The sequence below is a fragment of the Marinobacter sp. F3R11 genome (assembly GCF_003318275.1).
Lineage (GTDB): Bacteria > Pseudomonadota > Gammaproteobacteria > Pseudomonadales > Oleiphilaceae > Marinobacter.
The window spans coordinates 515,494-532,091 of the sequence record NZ_QOCH01000015.1; the positions used below are offsets into that span (position 1 = coordinate 515,494).

The window sequence follows — 16,598 nt, forward strand, 5'->3', positions numbered from 1 at the left end:
CGCTATAACCCACAAGATTTCGAAACGCTCACAGAGGAGCAAGCTATGTCCGACTACAACATTTTCACCTCCGAATCGGTCTCCGAGGGCCACCCGGACAAACTGGCCGACCAGATTTCCGACGCGGTTCTGGATTCCATTCTTATGGATGATCCCCACGCCCGCGTAGCTTGCGAAACCATGGTAAAAACCGGTGTAGCCATTGTTGGTGGTGAAATCACAACCAGCGCATGGGTAGATCTGGAAGATCTGGTTCGCGGTGTGATCAAGGACATTGGCTATACCTCCTCAGACGTCGGCTTCGACGGGGACACCTGCGGCATTATCAATATCATCGGCAAGCAATCTGTGGATATCGCCCAGGGTGTCGACCGTCAGAAACCGGAAGATCAGGGCGCTGGTGATCAGGGCCTGATGTTTGGTTATGCCAGCAACGAAACTGAAGTGCTGATGCCTGCACCGATCACCTTTGCCCACCGTCTGGTTGAACGCCAGGCAGAAGCCCGCAAAAACGGCGTACTGCCGTGGCTGCGTCCCGATGCGAAAAGCCAGGTAACCTGCCGCTATGAAAACGGCAAGGTTGTGGGCATTGATGCGGTTGTACTTTCAACCCAGCACGACCCGGATGTCAGCCAGGCTGATCTGAAAGAAGCCATTATGGAACTGGTCGTGAAAAATGTGCTGCCGGCCGAACTTCTGCACAAGGGCACTCAGTTCCACATCAACCCCACGGGCAAGTTTGTTATCGGCGGCCCGGTTGGTGACTGCGGTCTTACTGGCCGCAAGATCATCGTCGACACCTACGGTGGTATGGCCCGTCACGGTGGTGGTGCCTTCTCGGGCAAAGACCCCTCGAAGGTTGATCGCTCTGCTGCCTATGCAGGCCGTTACGTGGCCAAGAATATTGTCGCCGCCGGCCTGGCTGACAAGTGCGAGATTCAGGTTTCCTACGCCATCGGCGTGGCGCAACCCACATCCATTTCCGTAAACACTTTCGGTACCGGAAAAATCGGCGACGACAAAATTATTGAGCTGGTCCGCCAGCACTTTGATCTGCGCCCTTACGCCATCACCAACATGCTCGACCTGCTGCACCCCATGTATCGGGCTACAGCGGCCTATGGCCACTTCGGCCGCGAGCCATATGAGATGACCGTTGACGGTAAAACTTTCACGGCTTTCCCTTGGGAAAAAACCGACCGCGCAGCAGCTCTGAAAGGCGCCGCAGGTATCTGAACAATTCTCAGGCGTATGAATGACCTCATGCGCCCGAAGCTTGAACAAGGAGATGGGGGGCAGCTTCCGTGGAATGTCGATGGCCAAGGACGGCCGAAGACAAGTGCACATGGATGTGCTCGTAGCGGTTCCACGGAAGCTGCCCCCATCTCCGAATACTTCAGATTTCAGAGGCCACAGAAATAAACTCTCTGGCCAAAACAGAACTAATCGGAGAACACCAATGAGTAACTTCAACGACTATAAAGTCCGCGATATCAACCTGGCCGACTGGGGCCGCAAAGAAATCAAGATCGCCGAAGGCGAAATGCCCGCCCTGATGGCTCTGCGTGAAAAGTACAAAACTGAGCAGCCGCTGAAAGGCGCCAATATCATGGGCTGCATCCACATGACCATCCAGACAGCAGTGCTGATCGAAACGCTGATCGAGCTGGGAGCAAATGTGCGCTGGTCATCCTGCAACATCTTCTCCACCCAGGATCAGGCCGCCGCAGCCATCGCGGCCCAGAACATCCCTGTGTTTGCCTGGAAAGGCGAAACCGACGAAGAGTATGACTGGTGCCTTGAGCGCACTATCGGTGCCGACGTGGAAGGCTGGGAACCCAACATGATTCTGGATGACGGCGGCGATCTGACAGCCCTGCTCCATGAAAAATACCCGGAAGTTCTGGCTAACTGTCACGGTGTGACTGAAGAAACCACCACCGGCGTACACCGTCTGCAGGAAATGCTGCGCGAAGGCACTCTGAAAGTACCGGCCATCAACGTAAATGATGCGGTTACCAAATCGAAAAACGACAACAAATACGGTTGTCGTCACAGCCTCAACGACGCCATCAAACGCGGCACAGATCACCTGATGGCGGGCAAGAAAGCTCTGGTAATTGGCTACGGTGATGTAGGTAAAGGCTCCGCTGCCTCCCTGCGTCAGGAAGGCATGATCGTCAAAGTATCCGAAGCTGATCCTATTTGTGCGATGCAGGCCTGCATGGACGGTTACGAAGTGGTTTCCCCGTACATCGATGGTATCAACACGGGCACTGAAGCCTGCATAAACAAGGCCCTGCTACAGACTACCGACCTGATTGTAACCACCACCGGCAACATGAACGTGTGCGACGCGCATATGCTCAAGGCACTGAAATCCGGCGCGGTTGTCTGCAACATTGGTCACTTCGACAATGAAATCGATACCGCCTATATGCGCAAGAACTGGGAATGGGATGAAGTTAAGCCTCAGGTTCACGTTATCTATCGCGACAAGGCGGTTAACGATCACCTGATTCTGCTTTCTGAAGGTCGCCTGGTGAATCTGGGCAACGCCACTGGCCATCCTTCACGGATCATGGACGGTTCTTTCGCAAACCAGGTTCTGGCTCAGATGTACCTGTTTGAGCGCAAGTTCGCGGATCTGCCGGAAGAAGCCCGTTCAAAAGGTGTTTATGTACAGGTTCTGCCCAAGCAACTGGACGAAGAAGTGGCCCGCGCCATGGTTGAGGGTTTCAGCGGTGTGATCACCAGGATGACCCCGGAACAGGCACAATACATTGGCGTACCGGTCGAAGGCCCGTACAAGCCAGAAAGCTACAAATACTGATCAGGTAATACCATGCAATCCCAGAAACAGTTCAAACGCCGTTTCAGCTTCGAGTTCTTTCCGCCCAAGACCGACCAGGGCAAAGAGAAACTCCAGGTGGTGCGCGATCAGCTTGCCGGGGTGAATCCGGATTTTTTCTCCGTCACCTTCGGTGCGGGCGGCTCCACACGGGACCGCACCATTGAAACCGTGCTCAACCTGCATAAACAGGGCATTTCTACAGCACCACATTTATCCTGCGTCGGTGGCACCCGGGAAGAAATTGCGGAGCTGCTGGATCTGTATAAAGAGAATGGTATCAACCGGATTGTCGCCCTTCGGGGTGACATGCCTTCCGGTATGGGTGCCTCTGGCGAAATGCGTTACGCCAACGAACTGGTTGAGTTCATCCGCCAGCACAGTGGCGACCATTTCAACCTCGAAGTAGCGGCCTACCCGGAGTTCCACCCCCAGGCCCGCAATGCCGAAGAAGATCTGAAAAACTTCGCCCGCAAGGTAGAAGCCGGCGCCAACAGCGCCATTACCCAGTACTTTTTCAACCCGGAAAGCTACTTCTACTTCATCGACCGGCTGGAAAAGATGGGAGTTACCATTCCGGTGGTACCGGGCATCATGCCGATCGTGAATTTTTCCAGCCTGGTGCGCTTCTCTGACATGTGCGGTGCAGAAATACCGCGCTGGATCCGCAAGCAGCTGGAAGCCTACGGAGATGACAGTGTCAGTATCCGTAAGTTTGGTGAGGAAGTGATCACCCGCATGTGTGAAAAGCTGCTGGAAGCCGGCGCACCCGGGCTGCACTTTTACACTCTGAACCAGGCTGAGCCCAGCATCAGCATCTGGAAGAACCTTGGAATCAGTGAACGGGAAAAAATCGCGTTCTGATCAGATTCCACAACACCAGGCACCTCGCCGGGTTATGCCACAAAGCCATAACCCGGCCTCCACACTTCCCGTCATCCGCCACAGTAATCAAGTCACGCATTTGATATTGGGTGCGCTCCTGAGTAATAGTCTAAAGTGTACGTGGTGCAGTTCCACTAACGCTCCCCGGAGATAACAGTCACCAACAGTGAATCTTCCGGCCTGCCTTACCGGGCATACGGAGCCTCATAAAAAGAGAAGGAGAAAGCATGAGCACGAAATGGCTGAAAACACTGGGCACTGGCCTGGCACTTACCGTTGCGGTCAGCACGGTTAGCGCTGAAACCCTGCGAGTAGCCACAGACCCAAGCTTCGTTCCGTTCGAAATGCTGGACCAGGAAACCGGAGAAATGATCGGTTTCGACATGGAGATAATCGCTGAAGTCGCTCAGCGCGCCGGCTTTGAATACGACGTTAATACCATGGACTTCAACGGCATCATCCCTGCCCTGCAAACAGGCAACGTGGATATCGCCATTGCCGGTATTACCATCACCGAAGAGCGTGAAAAAATCGTCGATTTCTCTGACCCCTACTACGATTCCGGCCTGCGGATTCTGGTTCGTCAGGACAACAATGAAGTAACAGAACTGTCCGACCTTGAAGGCCTGAAGATTGGCTCAAAAATCGGCAGTACCAGTTATGATTTTCTGAAGAAAAACCTGGATAAGAACGACGGCGTAACGCCCTACCCAGGCAGCTCTGATATGTATATGGCTCTGATGTCCCGTGCAGTCGACGCGGTATTCTACGACGCCCCGAACGTTGGCTATTTCGCCCGTACCAAGGGTGAAGGTGAAGTCAAAACCGTTGGCACGCTTTACGAAGGCCAGCAGTATGGCATCGCTCTGAAAAGTGGCAGCGAATGGGTCGACGAGGTGAATGAGGCTCTTGCCTCCATGAAAGAAGACGGAACCTACAAAACCATCTACGAGAAGTGGTTTGGCCCGATGCCGGAAGGCAAGTAACAGCCGAAGGGGCTCACGTGGCCCGTTCCTCTTGTTGCGCCGGGGTGGGCTTCACCCCGGCTGCTTCTGACTCCAACCCCGGCGGAGACGTACACTGTGGAATCCCAGTTCCAGTTTGACTGGCAAGCAGCCATCGACTCTATTCCCTTTCTGCTCAAGGGAATACCTTACACTCTGATGATTTCATTTGGCGGCCTGCTTATAGGCTTTGCCCTCGGCATCCTTTTTGGTCTGCTGAGCATCAACAAAAAGTGGTTTCTGAAGTGGCCCGCGACGGCCTACATAGAAATCTTTCGTGGTACTCCGATCCTGGTTCAGGTTCTGTTTATCTTTTACGGCCTGCCCGATCTGATTGGCGGGCCCATAGACCCTCTGACTGCAGGTGTTGCCGCAATTGCCCTGAACTCGGGCGCTTACATTTCTGAAGTGGTACGTGGTGGCGTTCAGTCCATCGCCAAGGGACAGACCGAAGCCGGGCTTTCTCTGGGCCTTTCCCGTACTCAGACATTCTGGTCAATCATATGGCCCCAGGCATTCCGGCGCATGATCCCGCCGCTTGGCAACCAGGCCATTGTCAGTATCAAGGACACCTCACTGTTTTCGGTTATCGGCGTCGGCGAACTCGTACGCCAGGGTCAGGTTTACATTGCCAGCACCTTCACTGCCTTTGAGGTGTATTTCGTGGTTGCAATCATGTATCTGGCCATCACCCTCTCCTTGTCACTGATTCTTCGCCTTGTTGAACGGCGCGGACTGGCTTCTGTCTGAAGGAACCTGACCCATGACTCAGATTGTAAAAATGAAGGGCATGAACAAGTACTTCGGCAAGGTGCATGTCCTTAAAGATATTGATTTAACCGTAGAGCAAGGCGAAGTAGTCGTTATTATCGGTGCCAGCGGATCAGGTAAATCCACCCTGATCCGCTGCGTGAACGGGCTTGAAGAGTTCGAATCCGGCCACCTTGAAGTCGAAGGCCAGGAGCTTGCTCCGAACGGCGGCAATCAGCAGGCTCTTTCGCAAATCCGTAAAGAAGTAGGCATGGTGTTCCAGCAGTTCAATCTGTTCCCTCACCTTACGGTGAAAGAGAACATCATGCTGGCGCCCCGGAAAGTGAAAAACGCTCCTAAACCTGTCGCCAACGCCACCGCAGAACGCCTGCTGGAGCGTGTAGGCATCGGCAGCCAGGCTGACAAATACCCCGGCCATCTCTCCGGCGGCCAGCAGCAACGGGTTGCCATAGCCCGTGCCCTCGCCATGGAACCGCGACTGATGCTGTTCGACGAGCCCACCTCGGCGCTGGACCCGGAAATGATCGGTGAAGTGCTGGACGTAATGCGCGAACTGGCCAAAGAAGGCATGACCATGATGGTCGTCACCCACGAAATGGGCTTCGCCCGGGAAGTGGCTGACCGCGTGATTTACATTCACGAAGGCCAGATTGTGGAAGAAGGCAAGCCGGATGACGTGTTCGATAATCCTCAGAATGAACGTACTCAGGCGTTTCTATCGAGGGTGCTGGCGCACTGATGTCGCTAAGCCATAGTAATTAAGCCCTCGCTCCGGGGGTTTAATTACTACCTCGCTCGCCATAAATCATTACCCTTTTCGCCAGCATTAGCTGCCAATAACCACTGACCCCGAGCCAATAGTCACACCCCCACAGGAAATCTTGCTACCGGTCACCGCAGCCGGTATGCCATTAATCATCACAGAGGCAGAACCGGCAGCAATCACGCGCGGGTGCGAAGAGTGTTTAGGCTTGGAATGGGGCGCCAGCGGATCACCAACCCGGGCTACGGGCTTGCCATCAATCAGAACATCCGGGGAACCGGCGATTACCGGCGTAGGCGGGAAACCCTCGTGATCGGAGCCCATGTCTCCGAGAAGCACAACAGCTTTACTCATATCGCATCCTTTGCGTCGTTTTCGTCCTTGATGAATCATCACCTGTGATCGGGCAACTCAGGCTCCGGCAAGTGACACTTACATCTTATACCGTCTGTACACTTTGACCAAGTCGTCCGGTTCACACTGTGAACCGGACAAGCGGAGCTGGCCTAGGCATTACTTCGTTTACTTACGTAGCCCGCCACGGGGATGGCTGTTCAGGTAAGCCTGATCAGATATCCGGGTCCAGCGACGTGCTTTCCACAGGAATCTGGACTGTGAATCCAATACCTCTCTGGCAAGCGGATCTTCGTTGGCCCGGGCTTTCAACTGCTCCTCAGTCACGTCATACAACGCTTGGAGAATCTCCGGAGAAAACGTACGAATCTGAACGCCGGGATACTCAACCTGGATGGTCGACCAGTTCTGAGCGCTCTCGTACGTTGATTGTATATACATATCGTATGCTGACGTACGCATGGCAATCTGGAGCACCTTCTGAAGCCGCTCAGGCAGGCGCTTCCAGCTGTCCTGATTGATCAGGAACTGCAATTCGGTGGCGGGCTCATGCCAGCCCGTATAGTAAAAACGGGCGATTTCATGGAACCGCATACCCAGATCCAGAGAAGGCCCAACCCATTCAAGGGCATCGATGCGCCCTTCATTCATGGCCTGGTAAAGTTCGCCTGGCGGTAAGTTGATGGGCTCTACTCCAAGCTCCTGCAGAACTGCCCCTGCAAAGCCCGGAACTCGCATCCTTAACCCCTTAAGATCATCCAGGGTATTAATTTCCTTTCGGAACCAGCCCCCCATCTGATTGCCGGTGTTTCCTCCAGGGAACGACAACATGTTGTGTTTACTGTACACCTTCTGCGTCAGCTCCAGCCCTCCGCCATGGTAAAACCACGCGTACTGCTCCTGGGGCAGCATTCCGAAAGGGACGGTGGTGAAAAACAACATATTGAAATCGACGTCTTTCCAGTAATAAGAGGCCGAGTGCCCCATATCGTACTCTCCGGATTTCACCATATCGAAAACACCGAAAGGCTTCTTATGCTGATTAGCTGAAACCACTTCAATTTGCAGCTCACCATCTGAAAGCTGATTTACCATCTGCGCCAGATTGGCTGTGGTGTCGGCAAAAATAGGGGCATTCTCAGCCCAGGTCTGGGCCAGACGCAGCTTGTAAACCGTTGGTTCAGGGGGAGGAGCTTTTACAGCGGCGGCTTTGGGGTCAGCGTCATTACAGCCAGCGAGCAGAACTGACATCACCAGAAAAACAACGAGCACACTTAGTTTTCCAACTTTAGCGGGATACATATACGACCTGCCTGTTCACATTGTTGTTTGTTTTTTAGTTAAATCACGCGTAGCTATTCGCGATTCAAGGGCAATGTATACAACGATCTAACAATACGCAGGAATAAACGAAAACTATGTAGTATTTCTGTAGCGTGTCTGTGGTTGCTCCGTCAGATACGAACAGGGCCGCTACGGGCACAAAGACTGCCGCTGGAACATCAGTTCCTGGCCACCTAAGCAGAACCCATAGCCACACCCCGCTGTTAACTGTAATATCCTCACAGGTTAACAGCCAGATTTTGTCATTACAGAACCATCGTCTTACCGGAGCCCCACCATGCGCAATGCTGACCTTGTCGCCCGCGGCCTGAAATCCGTGTGGCACCCCTGCACCCAGATGAAAGACCATGAAACCCTGCCCCTGGTTCCGATCAGACGGGGCAAAGGCGTCTGGCTGGAAGATTTTGAAAGCAACCGGTATATCGACGCGGTCAGCTCCTGGTGGGTCAACCTGTTCGGCCACGCAAATCCCAGGATCAATGCGGCGATTCAGAAGCAGATCAGCGAGCTGGAGCACGTCATTCTGGCGGGATTCACCCACGAGCCTGTGGTGAATCTGTCTGAGCGGCTCATCGAAGTGACCCCTAAGGGACTGAACAAGTGCTTCTACGCCGACAATGGTTCGTCGGCAATTGAGGCTGCACTGAAGATGAGTTTTCACTACTGGAAGAATCAGGGGCGCCCGGGCAAAAAGAACTTTGTAAACCTGAGCAACAGTTACCACGGGGAAACTCTTGGCGCTCTGGCATTGGGCGATGTCGCGTTGTACAAGGAAACCTATAAGCCCTTATTGATGGAAGTGCTCACTGCCCCTTCTCCGGATGCTTACAACAAGGAAGCAGGCGAAACCGATGAAGCCTATGCCCTTCGCCAGTTTGAAGCTATGGAAAAGCTGCTGGAGGAGAAGCACGAGGAAATCTGTGCTGTCGTGGTAGAGCCATTGATTCAGTGTGCGGGTGGCATGCGCATGCACCATCCTGTTTACCACACCAAACTGCGCCAGGCCTGCGACCGCTACGGCGTGCACCTGATCGCAGACGAAATCGCCGTCGGGTTTGGCCGTACAGGCACTCTGTTTGCCTGCGAGCAGTCCGGCATTACACCAGACTTCATGTGTCTGTCCAAAGGGTTGACGGCAGGTTACCTGCCGCTCTCAGTTGTGCTCACCACCAACGATGTTTACAACGCATTTTACGATGACTACGAAACCCTGAAGGCCTTTCTGCACAGCCATAGTTACACTGGCAACCCGATCGGTTGTGCTGTCGCACTGGCAACTCTCGACATTTTCCGGGATGACAATGTAATCGAGAAAAATCGCAGGCTTTCGGCCTGCCTGGCAGAGTCCGTCGCTCACCTTGCTGACCACCCCAACGTGGGGGATATCCGTCAGCACGGCATGACTCTCGCAGTGGAAATGGTCAAAGATAAAGCATCCAAAACCCCTTTTCCCTGGCAGGAACGCAGGGGAGTTCGGGTTTATCAGCACTCTCTGACCCGAGAGGCCTTGCTTAGACCCCTGGGTAATGTGGTTTACTTCATGCCACCTTACGTCATCACCGAAGACCAGATTCGTCATCTGGCCCAGGTCGCGACCGAGGGTATCAACATCGCTGTCCGGGACTGACCAGGGTAAACACGCATGCGCATCCCCAGAATTTATACCAACTCGCCACTTAGCGAGGGCAACCACACAGATCTGGATGAAAACGCTGCCCAGCATGTGGGCCGCGTATTGCGCATGCAGCCCGGGCAGGTTCTGAGACTATTCAACGGTGATGGCCAGGACTACCCGGCTACCATTACCGACGCTAACAAGAAGCGAGTGGAAGTGCTTGTAGGTGCACCTGAGATAAATCGCACCGAATCTCCCTTGCAGATCACTCTTGGCCAGACCCTTTCCAAGGGTGACCGCATGGATTATGCCATTCAGAAAGCTGTTGAAATGGGCGTCTCCTGCATTGTGCCGCTCACGACCGACCGCAGCGAGGTAAAACTCAAAGGTGACCGTGAAGAAAAACGTCTGCGCCATTGGCAATCCATTGCGGTGAGCGCCGCAGAACAATGTGGCCGGGCACGGGTGCCCGGGATTCTGCCGATCATGACGGTGGCACAGTGGCTTGAGTACAGCCGTGACTGCGACCTGCGCCTGGTTCTGCATCACCGTACCGAACAGTCTCTGGCCTCCATGGACAAGCCTGCACACATCGCCCTGATGATTGGCCCCGAAGGCGGCCTGACAGCAGAAGAAATTGCCCTCGCGGAAAAAGAGGGATTCATGGCTGTTGCTCTGGGCCCCCGAGTGCTCAGAACTGAAACCGCTCCTGTCGCCACTCTGGCACTGTGTCAGTGGCTGTGGGGGGATATCGGGAGCCAGGAATGACAAACCTGCTCACCAGCATGGAACTCTGGCAATACCTCAGCATTCCTGTAATTGCTGCACTCATTGGCTGGACCACTAACTGGCTTGCCATCAGAATGACTTTCTACCCTCTGGAGTTCGTGGGCAAACCGCCGCTGCTGGGCTGGCAGGGCATTATTCCGTCTAAAGCCAGAAAAATGGCCGCTATCAGCGTCGATGCTACCATCTCGAAAATCGGCACCGTACGGGAGATCTTCCAACAGATTGATCCCAAAGTTCTCGCTACGCACATCGTCTACTCTGTCGACCCTCGCATCGAAGAATACGTAGACGAACTCATGCTCAAAGAGTACCCGACATTATGGGAAAACCTCCCTGCTTCCGGCAGAAGGCTCATCTACGATCGGGTGCGGAAATCCACACCAAAACTGGTGGACAACCTGGTTGACGAGATCGCTGACAACGTCGAAGAACTTCTTGATATCAAAAGCATGGTGATTGAACGCCTTGCTGCCGACAAACAACTGCTGAATCGCATTTTCCTGGAGTGTGGCGAAGCTGAATTCCGCTTTATTGTGAATTCCGGCCTCTACTTCGGCTTCCTGTTCGGCCTGATTCAAATGGTTGTCTGGTACTTTTATCAGAACTGGTGGGTACTGCCTGTTTTCGGACTGATGGTTGGCTGGGCAACCAACTGGATTGCGCTGAACGTTATTTTCCGCCCGCTACGCCCACTGAAATTCGGTGGCTTCCGTATCCAGGGCCTGTTTCTGCAGCGCCAACCTGAAGTTGCGGAATCTTTCTGCCATATAGTGACCCATGAGATCCTCACTGTCGGCAACATCATTAATGCCATACTGGAAGGCCCGGAAGGTGATCGCGCACGCAACATGGTAAGAAAACACATCAAGCCACTCGTAGATGAAACCGTGGGTCTCGGCAAGACAATTACCCAGGTCGCAATCGGTCCAGCCAGCTTTGCAGCACTCAAGAATCAGGTGGGTGAGAAGGCCGTAGAACTGTCAAAAACCTCCTTTAACAACCCGGTGTTCGAGACAGATCGGGCCCGCGCTGTTGAGTCTATTATGGTGGAGCGCATGGCTGCCCTTTCGCCGGTAGAGTTTCAGGATCTGCTCCGACCCTGTTTTCAGGAGGACGAGATCAAACTGATTCTGGTAGGTGCAACTCTTGGCTTTGCTGCCGGTATCTGCCAGCTTGTCTTTGTTTTTGGCGGAACAATGCTCTGAACCGGCCGCTAACCATAGCGGTTTTAGTTTGTGCAAGGCTGCGGCAGACCTCTATACTAAAGTATTCGTGGGCACGTACTTTTCACGGCTGGTTGACCCGGAGGCGACGGATGCCAGGCTTCTTTTCCTGGATTTCAGGCTTTTTCAAGACAGCAAAACCATCACTTCCTCCGGTTTCTGAGGCCAGGCTATTCAACCCTGCAAAAACCTCCGAGCCTGGCGAAGATCCCGATGTAGTACAAGCCCTGACACTGCACCTTGAAGAAAACGTTTTCTGCTGGCTTCTCGATACAGGGCCTACCAACCTGCATACGGAGCGCCCCTCGTCGACCGCTGCACTCGAGGAACTTCATTCACGTCTTATAAACAACACGATGGAAGAAGTCCCCAGGCGGCCGATGACTCTGCCCATGCTGATGAGAGCGCTCTCGGACGATGGGGCCGACCGCCAGAAACTGACCGAGATTATTCTCGGTGATCCCTCCTTAACAGATCAGATTCTGCAGGTTGCCAACAGCCCTTACTTCCGGACAGGTGAGAACACAATCGAATCTGTAGACCAGGCAGTATTTATTCTCGGCATGGATGGCATCCGGAGTGTGATCGCTGCTGCTGTGATGCGTCCGATGATGGCCGCCCGCAACAGCCGGGAAGCGTTGTTTGCCCAGAGGGCCTGGCGCTGGGGTCTGACCTGTGCACGTGCTGCCGAGTTTATAGGCAAGCTCCGCAAAGAGGATGCAAGTGCACTCTTTACTACGGGGTTATTGCCGGCGCTCTCCTACATAACCATCAACAGGGAACTTCAGCGTATTTGCCGGGCGCAACGCGGTGCAGGAGAGCCCGACACTACATTGATTGCTAAAGCACTCAAGCGCTATCAGTGGATGGCTTGCCAGTTGATCGCAACGGAATGGAACCTGCCCCCGAAGTACCACGCTTACCTGATGGCTGCAGAGCGCCCTGCCCCGGATCAGGACCAGACAACTCTGAGTGACGGCATGGTGATTGGCAGCCGCGAAGTGTTGCGCCATGCCCACCAGAGAAATCTGCCAGAGGAAGATCTCGCTAAAATTATTCGCCTGACCCCGGAACAGACAGACCAGGTGCGCAAGGCACTGAAAGCGGTTCTCAGTGAGGGCGCTCGGGGCTGAGCTCTTCGCTCCTGCTGTCTTTCAGTAGTGTTGCGAAGGTCGTGAGTTCATTCTTGTGGCCACCCTCAAGCAACCCGGCTGGAAATACGGGTGGCAGTCTGTCAACAACACGATCCTCATCACGGCGCACCGCCTGAAGCACATCACCTACCGTAATAAGATCCAGAGCACGCCCAGGCACAAGCTGGTCGCCCTGTTTGCCTGCCAGTGAAAGCAAGCCCGCGCGAATCAGCTTGTCACTGACACCGCGTGTCACTTCACCTGGCACCCGCAACGCCTGCTCCAGAGCCTCCTGCTGCGGCGCCCTGGCTCCTTCGCTGAAAGGGCGGGCCACCAGCCAGACCATGGCCAAAGCAACTTTTTCCTGCAGTTCTGGTGCTAACTGAACGTGGGTGCGCTTGGCAACTGCCCCGGGGTTTTGCAGGTAAAACGCAAGGCTTGCACCCAGAAGAAGAATCATCCAGTTCAGATAAATCCAGATCAGCATGATAATACCAATCGCAAAACTGGAATAAATAGCGGCGTACTTGGCCGAACCAGCCACAAAAGACGCGAACAGCATTCCACCCGCCTGCCAGGAAACTCCGGCAACCAGTCCGCCAATAAAGGCGTACCTCAGTTTTACCCGGGTATTGGGCATGAACACATAAACAAACGTGAAGGCCCCCACCACGAGAAAGAAGGGGGTAAAACGACTCACCACCAGGATCAGTGACCCGAATGGTTCAATGGCTATGAGCGCCTGAACAAAGGACGATGAGAAAATCGTCGCGCTGACGCCGATGGCCGATACCATCAGCAGTGGCCCGACCATGATAACGCTCAGATAATTACTGAATCTCTGAGCCACTGAGCGCATCTCCGGCACCCGCCAGATCATGTTGAATGATCGCTCGATTTTCTGTACCAGTGAAACCACAGTGTAAACCAGTAACGCCAGGCCTACCGAACCCAGAACCCCCACTTTCATGTTGTCCACAAAGCCGAGGATACGTTCAGCCATTTCAACGCCTTCCGGCCCCATGGGCTGAAAGAACTGGAACAGGAATGGCTCCATGCGCTGGTGAACGCCCAGGGCTTTCAGCACGGAGAAACTCAGAGCCAGCAAAGGCACAATACTGAGCAAGGTGGTGTAAACCAGGCTCATGGCATGAAGGGTCAGCTGCCCGCTAATCACGTCGCGGATCAGCGCGTAAGCGGAGCGCCCTACCTTGTACAGCCAGGTCCAGGGCCAGGTCTTTGGCGGGTTCGGGTTTGCAAGAATCCAGGTTTCTGCAGCCTGGAGCCGCTCTTTGAATTGGAAGGAAGCCACTTTAGATCCTGTCGTTCCTGTTTTGTTCAGATTATCAGGTAGATATCCGATATATGCCAAGTATGACTGATTGACAGTTTTTTGCGAGACAACCCACTCAATATAACCATATGGATATTAGTTACTTCCTCTTATAACTAAACGCCTGTAAAAAGGCAGCTATCAAACGATATGACGCTTAACTGAATGGGTTTTACATGCGCATCAAACTGGCTCTGGGAGTTTTCGCTCTCACCACACTCGCCCCAACCCTTGCACTGGCAACCAATGGCTACCTGAGCCATGGGTACGGCACTATCAGCATGGGCATGGCGGGCGCGGGTTCGGCTTTCTCCCAGGACAGCATGGCTGCGGCTACCAACCCGGCGGGTATGGTTTTTGTGGGTAACCGGGTCGATGGGGGTATCGAGGTATTTTCTCCAAGGAGAGAATATTCCGTTGATGGCCCACTTTCGCCGCCGCCCGCATTTTCTTTGCAGCCCGGCACTTATGAAAGCAGCAAGAACGGCTTTCTCATCCCCCACTTCGGTTTCAACCGTGAACTCTCAGACACAACAACCTTTGGTGTTTCCGTGTTTGCCAACGGGGGCATGAACACAGATTATTCCGGCGAGAACGGCGGCACCTTCTATGGTGGCCGCGCTGGCGTTAACCTTCAACAATTGTTCATAGCACCAACACTGGCCTGGGAGTTCGCCGACAATCAGGCTATCGGCATTTCACCAATAATTGCCTACCAGCGCTTTTCAGCTGAGGGTCTGCAAAGCTTTGCGCCATTTTCGTCCGACGCCAGCGCCCTCTCAGGCAACGGCACCGATGACGCCTGGGGTTATGGCTACCAGATCGGCTGGCAGGGCGAAATCACCGACACACTGCGCGGCGGTATCAGCTGGCGCAACATCCTGGAAATGGGAGAGTTTGACAAGTACCGGGGTCTGTTCGCCGAGCAGGGTGATTTCGACATTCCGCAAATGTTCAATGCGGGTATCGCCTGGTCAGGTATTCAGGACCACTGGATCCTGCTGGATATCCAGCATATCCGATACAGCGAAATCAACAGTGTAGGCAACCCTGTAATGCCTATCTCTCCCGGATCCCTGGGAACAGATCAAGGGGCCGGGTTCGGCTGGGACAACATGACCATTGTGAAGCTGGGATGGCAGTGGCAACAATCTCCTGACCACGCATGGAGAGCTGGAGTCAGCTACGGAGAAAGCCCGATATCTGATGAGGATGTTCTGTTAAACATCCTCGCCCCGGGTGTTCAGGAATGGCACTTCACGGGCGGCTTTACCCACGGTTTCAGCGAGAACCTGGAATTGTCGGGCATGGCCTTCTTCTCACCGGCAAAAACAGTTACCGGCACCAACCCGCTGGCACCAAACCAGACCATCAGCCTGGAGATGTATCAGGTTGGCGCTTCCGCAAGCCTGGGCTGGGCTTTCTGACTGTAGCCGTCAACACAGGCGCTGACAGCTCCTTCCCGGACTACCAGGAAACGGAGCTGTCAGAACCACGCTTGATGATGGGTGTTTCGCCTTCCCAGATGGCCAGGCCAGACACCAGATCGGTCAGCGACAACTGGATGTAGTATTCCACCTGCTGTTCTTTACCCACCTTATGGTTGCGCTGGATAATTTTTCCGGAAAGACTCAGATCCGGGGCCTGGAGTGTGCCTTTGCGCTGCACTCCGGACTGGTCGAACTCCTCAGAATCACGCAGTTCACGTGCTTTCATGGTCATTTCATCTTCCGCACCGTTTAGACCAACCGCTGTTGTGGTCACTACCTTTCCTGACTGCAGAAGGGATACGCGGATTTTCTTGGTGAGCTGATCGGTATCGATGCGTTGCATGGTGTCGTTGGTAATACGACTGACCACCATGACATAACGGCCGCCGTCAGGGTTATTCACCGCGCCGCTTGCTAGCATGTCTTCGACAGCATCCGAGGCTGCTTTTTCAAAATCCCTGTAGTCCATGGTCATGGCAACCGGACCATCGTCGGCCGCTGGATCAATATAACGGGTGGGCGCGGCACAGCCGGCGATAACAGCGATACCGGCCGAGATGACAAGAGCACGTATCAACATGGGAACTTCCTTCTATAATTTGGGTTCACGGAGGTGCAACTGGTAACTGGTTACGCGGGCATGCGGGGCTGTGGCGCTGAAGTATCGCACCTGCCCGGTCAGCAGAGTTGCTTTCCGGTAACCCTCACCAACGCTTTTAACAACCATGCCATTGGCATCAAACCAGGTCACTTTCCACGCAAGTTCGGTGTCTGATCTGGCCTCTACCGCAAACTGTACGTGCAGCAGGCTGGTCCCATCGGGTTGCGCCAGGCGCTCCTCAAAGAGTTCAGTAACAGCCATGGTGTAGATCACTTCCGGATCCACCTTCAGGTTCTGCCTCTCGCTCAGTGAGCGGGTTTCCGGCTGAGAGGCACAACCGGCCAGACCCAGAACCAGCAAGCTGGCCAACAGAAGAATTTTCATAATGTGCATCCTGCCTTTCGCTGTGTTGACGATAAAATCTGTAAAAATGTTTTCTCTC

At 54.1% G+C, this 16,598-nt stretch carries 16 protein-coding genes; 11 read left to right on the top strand and 5 right to left on the bottom strand.

The window, feature by feature from the left end; all coding sequences use genetic code 11:
* Positions 1-45 precede the first annotated feature (45 nt).
* From metK to DS878_RS10800, 6 genes are all read left to right on the top strand, one after another.
* Positions 46-1,236 (top strand): methionine adenosyltransferase, encoded by a 1,191-nt coding sequence (gene metK / locus DS878_RS10775; protein WP_113815960.1) that lies wholly within the window; start codon positions 46-48, stop codon positions 1,234-1,236.
* Between the two features lie 223 nt (positions 1,237-1,459).
* The gene (gene ahcY / locus DS878_RS10780; protein ID WP_113815961.1) at positions 1,460-2,833 is read left to right on the top strand and encodes an adenosylhomocysteinase; all 1,374 of its coding nucleotides are present in this window, start codon (positions 1,460-1,462) and stop codon (positions 2,831-2,833) included.
* Between the two features lie 12 nt (positions 2,834-2,845).
* Positions 2,846-3,715 carry a methylenetetrahydrofolate reductase [NAD(P)H] gene (gene metF, locus DS878_RS10785; protein ID WP_113815962.1) on the top strand — a complete coding sequence of 290 codons (870 nt, stop codon included), beginning with the start codon at positions 2,846-2,848 and terminating at the stop codon, positions 3,713-3,715.
* Between the two features lie 248 nt (positions 3,716-3,963).
* Entirely contained in the window at positions 3,964-4,722 is a 759-nt protein-coding gene (locus tag DS878_RS10790) for a transporter substrate-binding domain-containing protein (protein WP_113815963.1), read from the top strand.
* 96 nt (positions 4,723-4,818) lie between these two features.
* Complete coding sequence (locus tag DS878_RS10795) at positions 4,819-5,490, top strand: amino acid ABC transporter permease (RefSeq protein WP_113815964.1); 672 nt, start codon at positions 4,819-4,821, stop codon at positions 5,488-5,490.
* A gap of 13 nt (positions 5,491-5,503) precedes the next feature.
* Positions 5,504-6,250 (top strand): amino acid ABC transporter ATP-binding protein, encoded by a 747-nt coding sequence (locus DS878_RS10800; protein WP_113815965.1) that lies wholly within the window; start codon positions 5,504-5,506, stop codon positions 6,248-6,250.
* A gap of 87 nt (positions 6,251-6,337) precedes the next feature.
* On the opposite strand, the gene DS878_RS10805 is transcribed toward DS878_RS10800, so the two are convergent.
* Both DS878_RS10805 and DS878_RS10810 read right to left on the bottom strand, forming a co-directional pair.
* Positions 6,338-6,628, bottom strand: a complete 291-nt coding sequence (locus DS878_RS10805; protein WP_113815966.1) for a type VI secretion system PAAR protein — start codon at positions 6,626-6,628, stop codon at positions 6,338-6,340.
* 168 nt (positions 6,629-6,796) lie between these two features.
* Complete coding sequence (locus tag DS878_RS10810; protein ID WP_261977772.1) at positions 6,797-7,900, bottom strand: TRAP transporter substrate-binding protein; 1,104 nt, start codon at positions 7,898-7,900, stop codon at positions 6,797-6,799.
* Between the two features lie 349 nt (positions 7,901-8,249).
* Between DS878_RS10810 and DS878_RS10815 the strand changes: the two genes are divergently transcribed.
* From DS878_RS10815 to DS878_RS10830, 4 genes are all read left to right on the top strand, one after another.
* The gene (locus DS878_RS10815) at positions 8,250-9,599 is read left to right on the top strand and encodes an adenosylmethionine--8-amino-7-oxononanoate transaminase (RefSeq protein WP_113815968.1); all 1,350 of its coding nucleotides are present in this window, start codon (positions 8,250-8,252) and stop codon (positions 9,597-9,599) included.
* 15 nt (positions 9,600-9,614) lie between these two features.
* Positions 9,615-10,355, top strand: a complete 741-nt coding sequence (locus DS878_RS10820; RefSeq protein WP_113815969.1) for a 16S rRNA (uracil(1498)-N(3))-methyltransferase — start codon at positions 9,615-9,617, stop codon at positions 10,353-10,355.
* Positions 10,352-11,581 carry a DUF445 domain-containing protein gene (locus tag DS878_RS10825; RefSeq protein WP_113815970.1) on the top strand — a complete coding sequence of 410 codons (1,230 nt, stop codon included), beginning with the start codon at positions 10,352-10,354 and terminating at the stop codon, positions 11,579-11,581. Before DS878_RS10820 ends, DS878_RS10825 begins: the two co-directional genes overlap by 4 nt.
* A 110-nt stretch (positions 11,582-11,691) precedes the next feature.
* Positions 11,692-12,732 (top strand): HDOD domain-containing protein, encoded by a 1,041-nt coding sequence (locus DS878_RS10830; RefSeq protein ID WP_113815971.1) that lies wholly within the window; start codon positions 11,692-11,694, stop codon positions 12,730-12,732.
* Here DS878_RS10830 and DS878_RS10835 read toward each other — a convergent pair.
* Positions 12,710-14,044, bottom strand: a complete 1,335-nt coding sequence (locus tag DS878_RS10835) for a YihY/virulence factor BrkB family protein (protein WP_113815972.1) — start codon at positions 14,042-14,044, stop codon at positions 12,710-12,712. The two genes, DS878_RS10830 and DS878_RS10835, sit on opposite strands and share 23 nt — an antisense overlap.
* A 197-nt stretch (positions 14,045-14,241) precedes the next feature.
* Here DS878_RS10835 and DS878_RS10840 point away from each other — a divergent pair, with 197 nt between their 5' ends.
* On the top strand, positions 14,242-15,492 hold the full coding sequence (locus tag DS878_RS10840) for an OmpP1/FadL family transporter (RefSeq protein WP_113815973.1): 1,251 nt from the start codon (positions 14,242-14,244) through the stop codon (positions 15,490-15,492).
* Between the two features lie 40 nt (positions 15,493-15,532).
* On the opposite strand, the gene lpoB is transcribed toward DS878_RS10840, so the two are convergent.
* Both lpoB and DS878_RS10850 read right to left on the bottom strand, forming a co-directional pair.
* Complete coding sequence (gene lpoB / locus DS878_RS10845; protein WP_113815974.1) at positions 15,533-16,135, bottom strand: penicillin-binding protein activator LpoB; 603 nt, start codon at positions 16,133-16,135, stop codon at positions 15,533-15,535.
* 12 nt (positions 16,136-16,147) lie between these two features.
* Positions 16,148-16,540, bottom strand: a complete 393-nt coding sequence (locus DS878_RS10850; RefSeq protein ID WP_113816663.1) for a YcfL family protein — start codon at positions 16,538-16,540, stop codon at positions 16,148-16,150.
* Positions 16,541-16,598 lie beyond the last annotated feature (58 nt).